This is a genomic window from Acidicapsa dinghuensis, assembly GCF_025685685.1.
Lineage (GTDB): Bacteria > Acidobacteriota > Terriglobia > Terriglobales > Acidobacteriaceae > Acidicapsa > Acidicapsa dinghuensis.
In genome coordinates this window covers 82,318-98,282 of sequence record NZ_JAGSYH010000005.1, presented here as the reverse complement: position 1 = coordinate 98,282, position 15,965 = coordinate 82,318, and the positions used below count along the sequence as shown (strand labels likewise).

The window sequence follows — 15,965 nt, the reverse complement described above, 5'->3', positions numbered from 1 at the left end:
GTCGCCAAGTGCTATAACCAAATCTATGCGTATTGCCGTATCCCGCCGTCTGTGTGGCGGCCTTTTTGCATTTACCCTCTCTGTTTTCGCCTTTACCCAATGCATGCAGGCTCAGCGTCTTCCGAAGACGGTCAGGCCGGAGCATTACACGCTGACGCTCTCGCCTGATTTGCAAGCTGCGACGTTTACCGGGGATGAGAGCGTCGATGTGGTGCTTGCGGAGCCGCTGAATGCCATCACACTCAATGCGGCTGAGATCAATTTTCGCAGCGTGACAACGACGGTTGCAGGGAAGTCTCTCACGGCTAAGGTCAGCGAGGACGCAACGAAGCAGCAGGCTACGTTCGATTTCGGTCAGCAACTGCCCGCTGGTCCGTTGAAGCTGCATATCCGCTATACAGGGCTGCTCAACAACGAGCTGCGCGGGTTTTATCTTTCGAAGACGGCGAAACGCAACTATGCAGTGACGCAGTTTGAGTCGACGGATGCGCGGCGCGCCTTTCCCAGCTTCGATGAGCCGGCGATGAAGGCGACTTTTTCTGTGACGCTGGTTGTGGACAAGGGCGACACTGCGATTTCGAACACGAATATCGTCAGCGATAAGCCGGTGGCTAACGAAGCAGGCAAGCACGCGATTACGTTTGCTACTACTCCGAAGATGTCTACTTATTTGCTGGCGTTTCTGGTGGGCGACTTTCAGTGTGTTGCGGGTGAGAGCGATGGAGTGCCGATTCGTGCGTGTGCTACGCCCGATCAGGTGCAGTATGGAAAGTTCGCGTTGTCTGCTGCTGAATATGTTTTGCACTACTACAACGACTACTTCGGCATTAAGTATCCAATGCCGAAGCTGGATATGATCGCCATTCCTGATTTCGAGGCGGGGGCGATGGAGAACTTCGGAGCGATCACGTATCGCGAGTCCGATTTTCTTGTCGATCCGGAGCATGCTTCTGTTGGAGCTCTGCGGCGCGTGGGTATTGTGGTTGCGCATGAGATGGCGCATCAGTGGTTTGGCGATATGGTGACGCTGGCGTGGTGGGACAATACGTGGCTGAATGAGGGCTTTGCCAACTGGATGGAAGCGAAGCCTATCGACGCGTGGAAACCGGAATGGAATATGACGGCGGAGATTGCGAACGATCTGCAGGGGACGCTTGACCTGGATGCGCAGCGTACTACCCGTACGATTCGCGCCAAGGCTGAGACTCCGGATGAAATCAACGAGATGTTCGATGGCATCAGTTACGGCAAGGCCGGCGGCATGCTCGACATGGTTGAGAACTATCTCGGCAAGGAGACTTTCCGCCAGGGGGTGCACAAGTATCTGTTGGCGCATATGTATGGGAACGCCACGGCGGAAGACTTCTGGAATACGGAAGCCGAGGTGAGCCATAAGCCGGTGGATAAGATCATGGACTCTCTTGTCTCGCAGCCCGGCGTTCCACTTCTCACCTTTGGAGCTGCGAGTGGATCGAGTGTTCCGGTGCGGCAGAGCCGCTTCTTTCTTGATCCGACGGTGAAGACGAGTACTGCTCAGGCCTGGACGCTGCCGGTTTGTTTTAAAGCTGGTGAGAACGAACATTGTGAGGTACTGACTCCGTCGGAGTCGTCTCTGAAGACGCCATCGAATGGTCTGCTTTATGCGGATGCGACTGGCCGCGGGTACTTCCGCAGTCTTTACTCCACGGAGGCGCAGCACGATCTCGTTGCGAAGATGGAAGCCAGTCTTACGCCGGAAGAGCGTATTGCAGTTCTCGGCGATCAGTGGGCGGCGGTTCACGCGGGACGCGCGCCGATAGCTTCGTATCTTGAGGCTGTTTCCGCTGTTCATGATGACGCGAGCGCTGAGGTGATTGAGCGTGCTGCCGGGGCTCTCGACACGATCGACACGCAGATTGCGGCTACACCGGAAGAGCGCACGAAGTTCTCGGCGTGGGTACGGGGGCAGTTTGCGCCTGCGTGGAAGGCACTTGGTGCTCCGCAGGCCGACGATTCCGCGGGAAAGCGCGAATTACGTGCTGCGCTACTTGGCATTGCTGCGGGGCTTGGCGATGATCCTGAAGCGATTGCGGAAGCCAAGTCGATCGCGACGCGCAGTCTTGCTGATCCCGGATCTGTTGATCCAACTCTTGCCAACACTGCGTTGTTTGCGGCTGCCCGCAATGGCGACTCGGCGCTCTTTGATCAGTTAGTGAAGCTAAGCACTGACTCTGAAAGCGCACAGGTGCGGGCGAATGCGCTTCGGGCTCTGGAGCGATTTCGCGATCCTGATCTGGAGCGGCGGGCGCTGGACTTTGCTGTTTCGGGCAAGGTGCGCAATCAGGACGCGGCAGGCTTTATTTCGGTGGAGCTTGTACGACGGGATACGCAGGATCTGGCGTGGCAATACATTCAAGACAACTGGTCCAAGGTCAGCGCACAGTTCACTACATTTGCTGGGGCGGAGCTTGTTGGAGCGGCCGGTGGGTTCTGTTCTGCACAGCGGAGCGACGAGGTGACGAAGTTCTTTGCTACACATAAAGTTGCTGCGAGTGCGCGGGCTCTTGCGCGAGCGAAGGATCACATTCAAGACTGCATGACGCTGCGGCAGACACAACAGGCTAATTTTCAGTCGTGGCTGAGCAGCCTTAACTGAACAAAAATCTAGGCAAAACAAAAGGGCTGCCGGGTTCACAAATCCTGGCAGCCCTTCTTTTATGCTTTCAAATCGTTGCGTTGTTTAAGGCGTTTTCGATGTAGCCAGGAACAGTAAACGGGGAGAGTCGTGGTCTCCCACCCTTTGTGCAAAGGGCGCACAAAGGATGGGCACCCGAAGCATTGTCGATACTTGATTCGAAAATGCTCTAGCTTTTCAACGCCACTCTGAGATGGAGTTCGCGGAGTTGTTGCTCGGCTACTGAAGTTGGCGCGTCGACCATGAGGTCGATGGCTTTGGCGGTTTTCGGGAAGGCAATTACTTCGCGCAGGCTTGGCGCACCGGCGAGCAGCATGGCGATGCGGTCGAGGCCGAGCGCGATGCCGCCGTGCGGAGGCGTGCCGTATTCGAGTGCGTCGAGGAAGAAGCCGAAACGTGCACGCGCTTCTTCTTCTGAGATGCCGAGAGCTGCGAAGATCTGTTGCTGCACGTCTTTGCGGTGAATTCGAATCGAGCCTGAGCCCAACTCGAGGCCGTTCATCGCGAGGTCGTAGCAGTTGGCGCGAACGCTGGCTGGGTCGCTGACGAGGTTGGGCATGTCATGCTCGAATGGCGCGGTGAAAGGATGATGCGCGGGAACCCACTTCTGCGCGTCGACTTCGTACTCGAACATGGGGAAGTCGGTTACCCAGATAGGCTGAAAAGCTTCGGAGCCGTCGACCGAGATTGATGCTTTCGAGCCGCCCTCTGCGACGGTGAGCGCACCGGCTTCGGCTACGACTTTTTCTGTTACACCGAAGGCGCCGTGGCGGGCTGCGTACTTCTTGGCGAGTTCGCTGCGGAAGCTGCCAGCGGTTACCAGTACATTGATCTCGCGCTCGGAGAGGCGGCCTGGGAACTTGGTGTCGCTGGCCTTGATGTGATGCGCTGGGTCGCCGGCGACGATGATGACGAAGTCGGCTTCGGCGGCACCAGTGAGCTCGCGCACCTTTGCTGCGGATTCGGGGAATCCTTTAGCGAGACGCTTGAAGTCGTCGATGAATTTCGCGCCTTTTTTCAGATCGAAGAGGGGATGATTGTCTTCGCGTTCTTTGCGGCTGAGCTCGCCGACATTGGGAATGCGAAGGGCCACAACCGGCAGTGCAGGATCGATCTGGAGTGTGGCGAGTTGCTCGTCGGTGAAGGCCTCGCGGACGTCGGTGAGGCCGGGAAGACGCAGGTCGGGCTTGTCGCTGCCGAATTGCTTCATCGACTCGTCGTAGGTGATGCGCGGGAAGGGGGCTCTGATGGAGACTCCGGCAGCGGCGAAACCGGCGACGAGGAACTTCTCGACGACGCCGAAGACTGTTTCCTGCTGTGGAAAGCTCATTTCGAGATCGACCTGGGTGAACTCAAGCTGGCGGTCGGCGCGAAGATCTTCGTCACGGAAGCAGCGGGCGATTTGGAAGTAGCGATCGAAGCCGGAGATCATCAAGATCTGCTTGAAGATCTGCGGCGACTGCGGCAGCGCATAGAACTCACCCGCATGGATGCGGCTGGGTACGAGAAAGTCGCGCGCGCCCTCGGGCGTGGACTTGGTGAGGATGGGGGTTTCGATTTCGAGAAAGCCCTGTTCGCTGAGGCTCTCGCGAATGGCCAGCGTGATGCGATGGCGGACGGCGAAGTTGTGCTGCATCTCTGTGCGGCGCAGATCGACGTAGCGATACTTCAGACGAACTTCTTCGTTGGCGATGGCCTCTTCGGAGGGCGAGAAGGGTGCGAGCCGCGCATCGTTGAGGACCAGCAGCTCTTTGGCTTCGATCTCGATCTCGCCTGTGACCATCTTGGGATTGATAGCTGCGGCATCGCGCAGACGGACCTTGCCTATGGCGGCAACGACGTATTCGGGGCGGACGGCTTCGCCTTTTGCATGACCATCGGGGGTCAGGTCGCGATCGAGAACCACCTGGGCGATACCGCTGCGGTCGCGCACGTCAAGAAAGATCAGATTGCCGTGATCGCGGCGGCGGTTGACCCAGCCCATAAGCACTACCTGTTTGCCTGCATCCGAGGCACGCAATTCGCCGCAGAGATGCGTCCGTTCCAGCTTGCCAATAAAATCCAACACTGCGAATGTCCTTTATTTGTTTGAAGAAGCCAGATGCGCTGTCAGTTCGCTGCGCGCGATCTTGGACTGTGTTCCGGTGGAGAAGTCCTTGACCGTCAGAATACCGGAGTTGACCTCATCCTCGCCCAGCAGCACGATCTTGCGCGCTACTTTGTCTGCTGCTTCAAACGACTTTTTCAGGCGGAAGGTTCCATCACCGAGCTCGATTTTCAGGCCGGGCCGATCAGGTGTGGCGCGACGCAGCTCGCGAGCCAGTTCCAGTGCTGCGGCGTTCTGCGCTTCGCCAAGGGGAGCGATGTAGGCGTCTGCCAGTTGTGCCTTTGCGGACTTCTGAGCCTGCAGGGTGAGGACCAGCCGGTCTTCGCCCATGGCGAAGCCGATTCCGGGAGCCTTAGGGCCGCCGATGGCTTCGCTGAGGCCGTCATAGCGGCCTCCGCCGAGCAGTGCGTTTTGTGTGCCGAGGCCGGCGTCGTGGGTGAATTCAAAGGTGGTGCGGGTGTAGTAGTCGAGGCCGCGCACGAGGCGGTGATCGCGAACATAGGGCACGCCGCAGGCGTCGAGCGCGGTGCAGACGGCGGCGAAGTGCGCCTTTGAGCTCTCGTCGAGGTGATCGGCGATTTTGGGCAGGGCGTCGATGTAGGGCTGATCGTGCGGGACTTTGCAGTCGAGCACGCGGAGGGGATTGGTCACCGCGCGCCGCTGGCAGTCCTCGCACATCTGACCTACGACAGGCTTCAGAGCTTCGCGCAGTGCTTCGATGTAGCGGGGACGGTCGCTTGCTGAGCCTACGGAGTTGATCTTGAGTACCCAGCCGGTGATGCCCAGCTCATCGAGGAGGGTTGCGAGCATTTCCAACACTTCCGCATCACGCAGGGGAGACTCGGAGCCAGATGATGCCGGTCCGATGACTTCTGCGCCGATCTGGTAAAACTGCCGGAATCTACCTTTCATCGGCCGTTCGCGTCGGAACTGTGGCCCTATGTAATAGAGCTTCTGTAGCTGCCCTGTCTCGCCTAGCTTGTGCTCGATGTAGGCACGTACCACGCCCGCCGTATTTTCAGGTCTAAGCGTCAGACTCTGACCCTTTTCGCTTTGCGCCCGAGCCTTATCGTCCCAGGTATACATCTCTTTCGAGACGATGTCGGTTTCTTCACCGACTCCGCGGGCAAAGAGGGCGGTATCTTCGAATATCGGCGTACGAATTTCGCCGAAGTTGTAACGGGCGAAGACGCTTCGCGCTACTGTATCGATCCGGTTCCAGAGTTCCGTTTCCGGGGGCAGGAGATCGCGCGTGCCCCGCACTGCTTTCAATGTGGTCATAACTTATTTAGTTTAATGGAGCAGAGGGCCGTGGCTGCCTGGTCTGACCTTCAGTCGGCAAGGCAGGGTATCGTCAAGTCAGAATCGGCCCCGCTGCCAACAGCCAAATCTTCGCGCTACAGGATATACCGCATCAATATCCAGCGCGATATACCGGCATAGAAGTTGCCCAACAACCACTGGTTTACAGCTAGCAAGGCCGCTTTGTCCGGTAATTGCACTTCTCCGTAATTCGGATCGAAGATCTTAAAACTGCCGCCTCGGCTCTGGTAGGCGATTGAATGACCTCCTCCGGAAAAATAGATCAGGAGATGATAGATGCCGTCGGTGAGGGGGACAAAGCCCTCGACTCCCTCAGCAGCCATATCGTTCTCTGCAAAGCGCCTTTGTCCCGAGTAGCTGGCACCAAACGCTTTTCCGAACAACGACAGGTGATCGACGAAGTTATTCCACATCTGCGCGCCGGTCCCAAACGCACCCGTGCGGTCGGCTTCCTTGCTCAGGTTCATCGCGCCCCGAACCATCGCCATGCCAGAAGGAGACGTGAAACGGGTAAGAAAGTTCTGCCAATTACCATTTGAACCGATGTAGAGCAGTACCAGTCCCTGACAGACTCCGCCTTCAAGACCATTTCCGCCTGTCCAAGCACCGCCGCGGTTCTTAGGATTCTTGCTGCCCCATCCTGCGGCCTGGATCGCAATCGATTGATTGAACTCATCTCCGCTGCCACCCCAGTTGATGGCCGACTGAACAAAGTTGTTCGGCATAGTGATCCCCCAATAGTTAGAAAGTTCTCAAGATATTTGAGCGAAATACTGACATGCAATATGTTTACGAAACCGAATGTACACCCGAATCGCCGCGTTTGCCGTAAATTCTTGGCTATCCGGAATCCGAAGTACCGCAGTTTTCCGGTAGACTTTTTGCGGTCTGCAAAGATGAAACATTGCGCTCATGATCTCTGTCGCATCTGGTAAGACATCAATCCTGCAAACTTGCATCGACATCATTAGAGGAGCATCGAAACGCCCATGGAATACCGTCTTCTCGGAGGCTCAGGCCTCAAAGTTCCCGTCCTTTCTTTTGGCACCGGCACTTTTGGCGGTGGCAATGAGTTTTTCAAAGCCTGGGGCGAAACCGACGTGGCAGAAGCTCGCCGCCTCATCGACATCTGCTTTGACCACGGCGTTAATCTCTTCGACACGGCTGACATCTACTCCTACGGACTTTCCGAAGAAATCCTCGGCGCAGCCCTCGAAGGCAAGCGCGACAAGGCTCTTATCTCAACCAAGGCCACCTTCAGCATGGGCGATGGGCCGAACGACAAGGGCTCCTCGCGCTACCACCTGACGGCTGCGCTCGAAGCGAGCCTACGCCGCCTCAAGACCGATTATGTTGATATCTACCATCTGCACGGATTCGACGCGCTCACGCCGATTGAAGAGACTCTGAATACGCTGGATAAGTTTGTCCGCGAAGGCAAGGTGCGCTACATCGCCTGTTCCAACTTCTCCGGCTGGCATCTGATGAAGTCCCTTGCTGTCTCAGACCGGTATGGCTGGGCGCGCTATGTCGCTCACCAGGTTTACTACTCACTGGTGGGCCGCGAATACGAGTGGGAGCTTATGCCGCTGGGGCTTGATCAGAAGGTAGGCGCCCTCATCTGGAGCCCGCTTGGGTGGGGACGTCTAACCGGGAAGATCCGCCGTGGAAAGCCGTTGCCGGAGGGCAGCCGCCTCCACAAAGCTTCGGCCGAAGGGCCACAGATGGATGACGAGTATCTCTACACTGTTGTCGATGCTCTCGATGAGGTTGCCGCCGAGACCGGCAAGACTGTTCCCCAGGTTGCGTTGAACTGGCTGATTCAGAGGCCGACGGTTTCGTCGATCATCATGGGAGCGCGCAATGAGGAGCAGCTTCGGCAGAATCTGGCCGCGGAGGGATGGAACCTCACGGCTGAACAGGTTGCCAAGCTGAATAGGGCGAGCGATCAGCAGCCGGTCTATCCCTATTGGCATCAGCGTCAGTTCACCGAACGCAATCCTCCGCCTGTGCCTCTTACCACTCCCGTGGCGGGAGTCTAAAGATGATTAACCCGGGGCTGGCGACGGCTCCGGGTTTTCCATTCGGCCAACAATTCCCGCGTTTCGCATGCAACTTGTGTCAAATGACGCATTTCCTTGCGGCGAAATACCCTAATCGGACGATACAATCTGTATACCGGTCCGCCCGATCGAAGTCCGTATCCCCCCGAAAGGTTTTACCAACGGATGTCTCCTGCTTCAACGAACCTTCTGCAAGATCCCGCCTCTGCTGTAGCTGCTCCCACTGCTGTGGCCAGTCCAGCTCAGTCGCTCGGCCGCAAGTCATCCCAAACAGCCGTTCGGGATGACCTCCAGATGGGCCGCGCGCACAATGACGGCAGCATTAACTGGATCACGGCACTTTTCATCGCCGCCTTTCACATCGGGGCCATTGCGGCGTTCTTCTGCTTTAGCTGGAGTCGCCTGGCGGTAGCAGCCGTGCTCTGGTTCCTGGCCATTAACTGTGGCATCGGAGTCTGCTATCACCGACTATTGACGCACCGCGGCTTCCAGACTCCGAAGTGGGTTGAGTACATTCTCACCTTCTGCGCTACTCTCTCGCTCGAGGGTGGGCCTATCTTCTGGGTCGCTGTCCACCGCGTTCATCATCAGCACAGTGATCACGCCGGTGACCCACACACTCCGAAAGAGGGCCCTTGGTGGGCGCACATCGGCTGGTTGGTGCTGGGCAAGTCCATGCACGCCAAAACTAAAGAGCTTGGCCGCTACGTGCCCGACCTGATTCGGGACCGCTTCCACGTCTGGATGAGCAAATATCATTGGGTTTCGCTGGTTTCCGTCGGCCTGCTGCTGCTTGGCCTCGGTTCCTGGCTTGACCATGGCATCATGGGCGGCGTGAAGATGGTCCTTTGGGGGATATTCCTCCGCGTGACCTTGGGCCTCCACGCGACTTGGCTGGTAAACTCCGCCACTCACCTCTGGGGCAGCCGCCGCTTCGAAACCCGCGACGACTCCCGGAACAGCTTGTGGGTAGCGCTCGTCACCGGCGGTGAAGGTTGGCATAATAACCACCACGCTCATCCGGTCAGCGCTCGTCATGGTCTAACCTGGTACGAGTTCGATCCCAATTTCTACATCATTTGGTTCCTGTCAAAGGTCGGTCTTGCCCGCAAAATTCAGGTCGCCCGCTACGACAAGGCTAATCCCAAGCCTGCTGGCACCGGACACTGAGATTCCAAGCAAAAACTAAAGCCAATGAAATAAGAAATGCTCCTCAAAAGGGAGCATTTCTTGTCTAGGGTAAATTTTGGGAAACTTCGATCCGGATAAACACCGGTCCGGAGATCAACCAGCTTTCTCGAGCATGGAAAGCGAGAGCGAAAGATCGCGGCGCTCGACCATGTCCTTGGTGATTTCGAGGTCGCGAACTCGCTTGCTGCTTGGCAGGTGATACATCAAGTCGAGCATGAGCTCTTCGAGGATCATGCGCAGGCCGCGGGCACCGACCTTGCGGTGCAGGGCTTCGCGGGCGATAGCGCCGACAGCATCCTGCGTGAAGTGCAGGTGGACATTTTCGTACTCGAAGAGGCGCTGATACTGCTTAAGAATCGCATTGCGCGGCTTGGTTAGGATTTCGATCAGCGCGGCTTCATCAAGCTCATCCAGAACGCCCATTACGGGAAGACGGCCGACGAACTCGGGGATGAGGCCGAACTTGATCAGGTCTTGCGGCTCGGTCTGACGGAGAAGCTCAGTATCGCGCTGCGGGCGAATGGCTACGGTGTTCTCGCCCTCGCTATCGACCTTGAAGCCGAGAGTCTTCTTACCGACGCGACGGCCTACAATCTTCTCGATGCCTACGAAGGCTCCGCCGCAGATAAAGAGAATATTGGTGGTATCGACGGCGGTGAATTCCTGGTGCGGATGCTTGCGACCGCCTTGCGGAGGAACGTTGGCGACAGTGCCTTCGAGAATCTTGAGGAGAGCCTGCTGTACCCCTTCACCGGAAACATCGCGGGTGATGGAAGGATTCTCGTCCTTGCGTCCAATCTTATCGATTTCGTCGATATAAATGATGCCGGTCTGGGCGCGATTCACATCGCCGTCGGCAGCCTGGAGAAGCTTGAGAATGATGTTTTCTACGTCTTCACCTACGTAGCCGGCTTCGGTGAGGGTAGTCGCGTCCACAATGGCGAAGGGAACATCGAGCATCTTGGCCAGGGTATGTGCGAGGAGGGTTTTGCCGGAGCCAGTGGGGCCGATGAGGAGAATATTGGATTTGGAGAGCTCGACCTCATTGTTGCGGGTGTGATTCATTTGAATCCGCTTGTAGTGGTTGTAGACCGCAACGGCGAGCTTTTTCTTGGTGGTTTCCTGTCCGATAACGTACTCGTCCAGGAAGGCTTTGACATCCTGAGGTTTAGGAAGATGGGCAGGAGAAGCAGCCGGATGGGCTTCGCTGCGGTCGTCTTCGAGGATCGAGTTGCAGACGCCGACGCACTCATCACAGATGTAGGCACGGGGGTAGTCACTGGGTGACGAAATCAGCTTGGCAACTGCATCCTGCGACTTATGGCAGAACGAGCACCGTAGTGTGTCTTCAGGTCCCGTGCGTGTTTTCATGGAACTGCTTCCTCCCGAGAGAGCGGTACTGCTTTCTTAACTAAGTTCTTGGCCTGTCGATAATTTCATCGATGATGCCATATTCTTTGGCCTGCTGAGCATTCATAATAAAGTCGCGCTCAACATCCCTTTCGATCTGATCAAGAGTCTGGCCGGTGTGTTTGGCCATGAGCCGGTTAGTAATTTCGCGAATGCGGAGAATTTCACGGGCATGAATGTCGATGTCCGTCGCCTGTCCGCTCAGGCCGCCCATTGAGGGCTGGTGAATAAGGATTCGCGAATTGGGCAGAGCGAACCGCTTGCCCTTGGTTCCTGAAAGCAACAGAAAAGCACCCATGCTGGCTGCTTGCCCGATGCAATACGTGACGACATTGTTGCGTATGAATTGCATCGTATCGTATATGGCCAGCCCTGCGGTAATGGAACCGCCCGGAGAGTTGATGTACAACTGGATATCCTTCTCCGGGTCTTCGCCGGAGAGGAAAAGCATCTGGGCGACTACGAGGTTGGCGATCTGATCGTCGATGGGCGTACCGAGGAAGATGATGTTATCGCGGAGCAGACGCGAATAGATGTCGTAGGCGCGTTCGCCACGGCTCGTCTGCTCGACCACCATTGGGACTAATGCCATTCTCTTATTCTCTCACTTTTGCGACGAGTCCATTTGGACCGGGGTAAGTGATTCTCGCCGGAGGCCTACTTTTCGGTAACGAGCCCGGAGAGCCGACTTGCATGCACTGGGTCAGTTCGTTGAGGTGTAGTGATTCCGGGCCCCATAGCGTTTTCCTTAACTATAGTTATCGGCCCGAATCGCGGAAAAATCTTGCTGGCTCTGCTACGGACGGTTATGCCGCGGGCAGCCGCTGGTAAAGCACGCTGGCTGTCTTCTCACGGCGCAATTGTTCCCGGATTCTAGCGAGGCTGCCGTCTTCCGTCAAACGGGCCCGGACAGTTTCGACCGGTTCACGAGACTGCAAAGACGCCATATAGAGCTCGCGGTCGAGTTCTTCATCGCTTACAGTCACGTTCTCTGCATCAGCAATGCGATCCAGCAGGAGAGAGGTCTTGACTTCGCTGAGCGCCGAGTCGCGCTGGGCGTCACGCAAACGAGTGAAGTCGAGTTTACGCATCATATCGGCGCTCATGCCTTGCTGAGCGAGGGCGCGGAGACCGCGCTCAAGCCGGGCATCGACCTGCTGCTGCACGAGAGACTCGGGAATGGGGAAGTTGAACTTCTCATTGAGAGCCGCAAAAAGAGCTTCCCGGCCCTGCTGCTCGGCTTCGCGTTCCTTACGGGCAGTATGGTTCTCCCGAATTCGGGTTTCGAGAGCGGCCAGATTCTCGTAATCGCCGAGCTCCTTGGCGAATTCATCGTCGAGCACCGGCAGATTACGCTTCTTTATGGCCTTGACTTCGAGATTGTACGCGACAGTCTTTCCAGCGAGCTTAGCTTCCGTGTAGTCATCCGGATAGGTGACTTCGACCTTGAGCTCCTGGCCTGGCTTGGAACCTCGCAGGGCTTCAGTAAAGGCAGGAAGCGTCTCCGAACCGCTAATTTCGACGAGGGAATCCTGGCCGGTGATCGGAGGTGCTGGTTCGCCTTCTTCGCCCTGCAGAATGCCGCTGTAACTGATCTGAACCCAGTCGCCGTCTACGATGGCGCGGTCCTCTTCGACCGGCTCGATGGTAGCGCGGGATTCGCGAAGCTGCTGAAGTTCGCTCTGGACGCCGGCTTCGAAGGCTTCTCCGCTGGTTTCAACGGCTGACTTGGGGACGGTTACGTCCTGATAGCCGTCGATCGAGAACGGCGGAATCACTTCGAAAATTGCCGTACCGTCGAGCGCTTTGCCTTCTTCCAGAGTGAGATTGGTGAGGTTCGGCTGGGAAACAGGCGCTACTCCGGCGGCCTCGATGGCAGCGCGGAAGCGCTCGGGGAGCAGGGATTCAACGACGTCTTTACGGATTTGCTCTGCAAAGCGACGGCGCACAACCTGCTCGGGAACTTTGCCGGGACGGAAGCCGGGGATCTTGGCGTACTTTTTGTATTCGCGCACAACACGCGAGAAAGCTTTGTCGACTTCTTCGGCGGTGGCTTCGATCTTGACCTCGCGAACGCAGTCTGGGTTCAGGACCGGCCCGTGCTGGTGGCCTGAGTGATCATGGTCATGCGCGTGATCGTGCCCTTCATGGTCATGATCGTGATTGTGGTCGTGGGCTTCGCCGGTGTTTTCAAGCCCGGCTGCGGAGGTGTTTTCGAGGGTGTCTGCAGAACTCAATGGTGTGCCTTCCAAAGTGATGCCTCAATTGCTTTTGGGACGCGGGCGGCAAGGCAGGTGCCAACGGAGATTGCTCCGGAGCGTGCCGTGTGCCTGACGAGAACTGCGGGCAAATGGGCGTACCTTTTCATGGTAAGAGGGTTCGGAGGGGTGGTCAAACCAGGGTGCCGATTAAAAGCACGCTGGATGGCATTGACGCGAGGAACCGCGAGCGGGAAGTATCGATTGAGAGGGCAAAGTAATGGAGATTAAACGTATAGGCTCGCAGGCTTCGGGAGTGGGGCCGACCGCTTGGTTTACGGGGAATGTGCGGATCGATCCACTGTTTCAAGCGCCGGATCCGGCGCTCGTGGCTGGTGCGAGCGTAACATTTGAGCCCGGAGCACGGACGGCGTGGCATACGCATCCGCTGGGGCAGACTCTAATTGTGACGGCGGGCTGCGGCTGGGCTCAGAAAGAGGGCGGACCTGTTGAGGAGATTCGAGCGGGAGACGTTGTGTGGTTTGCGCCGGGCGAAAAGCACTGGCATGGAGCAACGCCGACTACGGGAATGACCCATATCGCTATCCAGGAGCAATTGGATGGCAAGGTGGTGGAGTGGATGGAGCACGTGACGGACCAGCAGTACCAGCGTCCGATTTGAGGATCGTCGAAATCAGATTTCCTTGGGTAGCACCTTGCGGACGTAGCGGACAAAGCTGGGATGGGCAGCGCCACAGAGCGCGTAATTTCTCCGGGCTTCGCGAAGGCTGAGTTCGCCATTCACGGTGAGCCGGACTTCTGAGTCGTTATCCGAATCCTGGCCGTCATCTTCCCACCAGCAGACAGGGCAGAGTTCGAGAGATTCGGGTTGCCGGAGAGTGCGTGCTCCACAGCAGGGGCAGCGGTAAAAGGCTTCGCTCATGCTCTCTGGAGAGACGGGATGAAGAGCACGAACGCTTACAGACCAATGCCTGAGAAACTGCGGCAGTGAGGAGAGCCACAGTCAAGATTAGCGTCGATCTCGCGGAATTCAGAGCAAACGGTGGACGATTTGGCCGGATATCTGCGCATATCCGGTTGAAGCGCCCACCGCGCTCGTCATCGCCCTGTCGCCAGGATGCGATCTTGTAGAAAATTTTAGGCGTGCAGCGTCACCGTTGGGCTGGATCCAGTGAGCCGTGCCAACGGGTTGCCGCTTTTCGAAAGCAAAGTTGCCGATCCTTGTGGGCCCTTGAGGGTGATGGTGACAGCCTGGATATTCCAGTTGTCGTCGGTCTCAAGGAAGCCGTTGTGGGAGGTAAGTGTGATGCCGACATTTCCAAAGGCAGTGAGCGGTTGGGCTTGTCCTGACAGATTGAATGTCTTGACGTGATCGGAATTGTTGCCCCAGCCCGATTCGTTCTGCGCTTTGAGGGTAAAGGTCTGTGTGCCGCCCGGCAATGCGACGCTGGCAGTCGCCGAACTGTCGCCGCGCAGGTCATCGCCGCCGGTGACAATGTCAAAGGAGATCTGATTGAACGTCTCGGCCGGTTTGGGGATCTCGGTCGGTCCGCCGACATAAAAGTAGCTACCCCAGGAGGAGCCGCTGTTCATGTCCATCTGGATTGAGTAGGGATCAGCTCCGCCGGAACTGGCCACATCGCTCGTAGCCGAGCCGTTGTTGTTAGCCATGTTGCCGGCCATATCGGATTGTGTGCGAAGCAGGCGTAGGAATGCTGCCTTGGCCCATCCGCCATCGGCCTTCCATCCACTCCCCATCTGGTCGTGGGTATTTTCGGGATTCGAGAGACTTGAGAAAACCTCACCGCCAGATCCGACCCAGTCGACGTCGATACCGAGACCACCGCTGTAAAGAGAAGCCGGATAATAGCCCATCCAGATGCCCTGTACGGCAACCCACCAGTTGACGTCGGTGGAGTTGGGCTCCTGATAAAGCTGGAATTTCATCGAGATTTCGTATTGTGTTCCGTCAAACGTACTGGTTCCGTTGATGCGGCTGCCAGGGAAGACAGAATTGCTGTACTGCACATAACCTTTGTAGAGCCGGTTGTATCCACCCTTGTTGTCGCCGTCGAATGTGTAGCCGTTGGTCGTGTAGTAGGTGAAAACATGCGGCTGCGTATCTCCGTTGAGGCTCTGGTCGATTGTGATTCCGCCCTCGAGTGACTGTAGCTGTGGCTTGGAATAATTTTGGAGCCACACCTGAAGGATTGAGTGGTCAGTACCGTTGCCACCGGAGGGAATGTTGATGGCAGGATCCCATACGTTCAGATGGCCATCCCAGCCGTAGAACTTGCCGCTCTGACTGTCGGTCTGGTGGAAGTAGCCAGCAGGATCGGGATCGGCGGGGCCGGGCTTCGGTCGGGCGCGATTCACCTTGATGCCACCTACCTTACGATGGAAATCCTTAAGGGCGATGGTACGAGTCAGGTGTGCGAGATTGGGGCGCAGAATCGGCACCGTGCCCGCAGGACCCTTCTCGATCTTGGGGTCGTCCAGCTCAAATGTAACCGCGTGAATCTTACGTTGATCGATAACTTCAACAGGAGCGCGGAGCACACTGGTTACAGCGCCGGCGACAGGTTTACGCACCGCTTCCGCGAGGTGAGGAACTTCTTTGGCATTGGCATGAGCAAGCGCAGCGGGAGGAGCAGTGGCGATCTTACCCGTTGGATGCTGGCTTTCGATTGGCACCCAGTCAATGGTTTGTCCGCTGGGTGTCGTGGTTGTCTTGACAATCTTCATTGTGCTTTGGCGCGCGTTGAGCCACTGAACAAGCTCTGGATTCAATTTGGTTTGGTCAGATGCCATGGAAGTGCTCCTCAGATCGTTTCGGTGGGGAACATGGCTGTTTCTCTATCGAATTCAGCGAGCGAATACGGTAGGTCTGCTTCAGCCCAGCGCAGGTATAGTGCTCCTGCCCTGCACAGCGTTGCAAGAGAGCAGTGATGTAAGTTTCAGGAATTATTTATCGTATG

General features: G+C 57.0%; 12 protein-coding genes. 4 read left to right on the top strand and 8 right to left on the bottom strand.

Translation table 11 applies throughout. The annotated features are described in order from the left end of the window. Window positions 1-25: 25 nt before the first annotated feature. Window positions 26-2,635: a M1 family metallopeptidase gene (locus tag OHL22_RS15300; RefSeq protein ID WP_263339110.1), complete on the top strand. Its 2,610-nt coding sequence runs from the start codon at window positions 26-28 to the stop codon at window positions 2,633-2,635. 208 nt (window positions 2,636-2,843) lie between these two features. Here the strand turns inward: OHL22_RS15300 and aspS are convergent, their stop codons facing one another. From aspS to OHL22_RS15285, 3 genes are all read right to left on the bottom strand, one after another. Beyond that, the gene (gene aspS / locus OHL22_RS15295; protein ID WP_263339108.1) at window positions 2,844-4,742 is read right to left on the bottom strand and encodes an aspartate--tRNA ligase; all 1,899 of its coding nucleotides are present in this window, start codon (window positions 4,740-4,742) and stop codon (window positions 2,844-2,846) included. A 12-nt stretch (window positions 4,743-4,754) separates the two neighbouring features. Beyond that, the gene (gene hisS, locus OHL22_RS15290; protein WP_263339105.1) at window positions 4,755-6,062 is read right to left on the bottom strand and encodes a histidine--tRNA ligase; all 1,308 of its coding nucleotides are present in this window, start codon (window positions 6,060-6,062) and stop codon (window positions 4,755-4,757) included. Window positions 6,063-6,178: 116 nt separating this feature from the next. After that, window positions 6,179-6,829, bottom strand: coding sequence for a YopT-type cysteine protease domain-containing protein (locus OHL22_RS15285; RefSeq protein WP_263339103.1), 651 nt, complete (start codon window positions 6,827-6,829; stop codon window positions 6,179-6,181). Between the two features lie 264 nt (window positions 6,830-7,093). Between OHL22_RS15285 and OHL22_RS15280 the strand changes: the two genes are divergently transcribed. Continuing rightward, window positions 7,094-8,146, top strand: coding sequence for an aldo/keto reductase (locus OHL22_RS15280; RefSeq protein ID WP_263339101.1), 1,053 nt, complete (start codon window positions 7,094-7,096; stop codon window positions 8,144-8,146). Between the two features lie 186 nt (window positions 8,147-8,332). Beyond that, window positions 8,333-9,337, top strand: a complete 1,005-nt coding sequence (locus tag OHL22_RS15275; protein WP_377819512.1) for an acyl-CoA desaturase — start codon at window positions 8,333-8,335, stop codon at window positions 9,335-9,337. Window positions 9,338-9,451: 114 nt separating this feature from the next. Here the strand turns inward: OHL22_RS15275 and clpX are convergent, their stop codons facing one another. The 3 genes from clpX to tig all read right to left on the bottom strand — a co-directional run bounded on the left by clpX (window position 9,452) and on the right by tig (window position 13,005). Beyond that, complete coding sequence (gene clpX, locus OHL22_RS15270) at window positions 9,452-10,729, bottom strand: ATP-dependent Clp protease ATP-binding subunit ClpX (RefSeq protein WP_263339099.1); 1,278 nt, start codon at window positions 10,727-10,729, stop codon at window positions 9,452-9,454. Window positions 10,730-10,769: 40 nt separating this feature from the next. Next, entirely contained in the window at window positions 10,770-11,360 is a 591-nt protein-coding gene (gene clpP, locus OHL22_RS15265) for an ATP-dependent Clp endopeptidase proteolytic subunit ClpP (RefSeq protein ID WP_263339097.1), read from the bottom strand. 214 nt (window positions 11,361-11,574) lie between these two features. Then, window positions 11,575-13,005 carry a trigger factor gene (gene tig / locus OHL22_RS15260; RefSeq protein WP_263339095.1) on the bottom strand — a complete coding sequence of 477 codons (1,431 nt, stop codon included), beginning with the start codon at window positions 13,003-13,005 and terminating at the stop codon, window positions 11,575-11,577. A gap of 241 nt (window positions 13,006-13,246) precedes the next feature. Between tig and OHL22_RS15255 the strand changes: the two genes are divergently transcribed. Further along, the gene (locus OHL22_RS15255) at window positions 13,247-13,648 is read left to right on the top strand and encodes a (R)-mandelonitrile lyase (protein WP_263339092.1); all 402 of its coding nucleotides are present in this window, start codon (window positions 13,247-13,249) and stop codon (window positions 13,646-13,648) included. Window positions 13,649-13,660: 12 nt separating this feature from the next. On the opposite strand, the gene OHL22_RS15250 is transcribed toward OHL22_RS15255, so the two are convergent. Beyond that, window positions 13,661-13,909, bottom strand: a complete 249-nt coding sequence (locus tag OHL22_RS15250) for a CPCC family cysteine-rich protein (protein ID WP_263339089.1) — start codon at window positions 13,907-13,909, stop codon at window positions 13,661-13,663. Window positions 13,910-14,124: 215 nt separating this feature from the next. Continuing rightward, the gene (locus tag OHL22_RS15245) at window positions 14,125-15,798 is read right to left on the bottom strand and encodes a neprosin family prolyl endopeptidase (protein WP_263339087.1); all 1,674 of its coding nucleotides are present in this window, start codon (window positions 15,796-15,798) and stop codon (window positions 14,125-14,127) included. Window positions 15,799-15,965: the final 167 nt, after the last annotated feature.

Bases quoted from the DNA above. Each gene is read 5' to 3' on its own strand.
- OHL22_RS15250 (WP_263339089.1), bottom strand. From the start codon at position 13,909: ATGAGCGAAGCCTTTTACCGCTGCCCCTGCTGTGGAGCACGCACTCTC.
- OHL22_RS15275 (WP_377819512.1), top strand. From the start codon at position 8,333: ATGTCTCCTGCTTCAACGAACCTTCTGCAAGATCCCGCCTCTGCTGTA.
- OHL22_RS15280 (WP_263339101.1), top strand. From the start codon at position 7,094: ATGGAATACCGTCTTCTCGGAGGCTCAGGCCTCAAAGTTCCCGTCCTT.
- OHL22_RS15300 (WP_263339110.1), top strand. From the start codon at position 26: ATGCGTATTGCCGTATCCCGCCGTCTGTGTGGCGGCCTTTTTGCATTT.
- hisS (WP_263339105.1), bottom strand. From the start codon at position 6,062: ATGACCACATTGAAAGCAGTGCGGGGCACGCGCGATCTCCTGCCCCCG.
- OHL22_RS15285 (WP_263339103.1), bottom strand. From the start codon at position 6,829: ATGCCGAACAACTTTGTTCAGTCGGCCATCAACTGGGGTGGCAGCGGA.
- clpP (WP_263339097.1), bottom strand. From the start codon at position 11,360: ATGGCATTAGTCCCAATGGTGGTCGAGCAGACGAGCCGTGGCGAACGC.
- OHL22_RS15245 (WP_263339087.1), bottom strand. From the start codon at position 15,798: ATGGCATCTGACCAAACCAAATTGAATCCAGAGCTTGTTCAGTGGCTC.
- OHL22_RS15255 (WP_263339092.1), top strand. From the start codon at position 13,247: ATGGAGATTAAACGTATAGGCTCGCAGGCTTCGGGAGTGGGGCCGACC.
- clpX (WP_263339099.1), bottom strand. From the start codon at position 10,729: ATGAAAACACGCACGGGACCTGAAGACACACTACGGTGCTCGTTCTGC.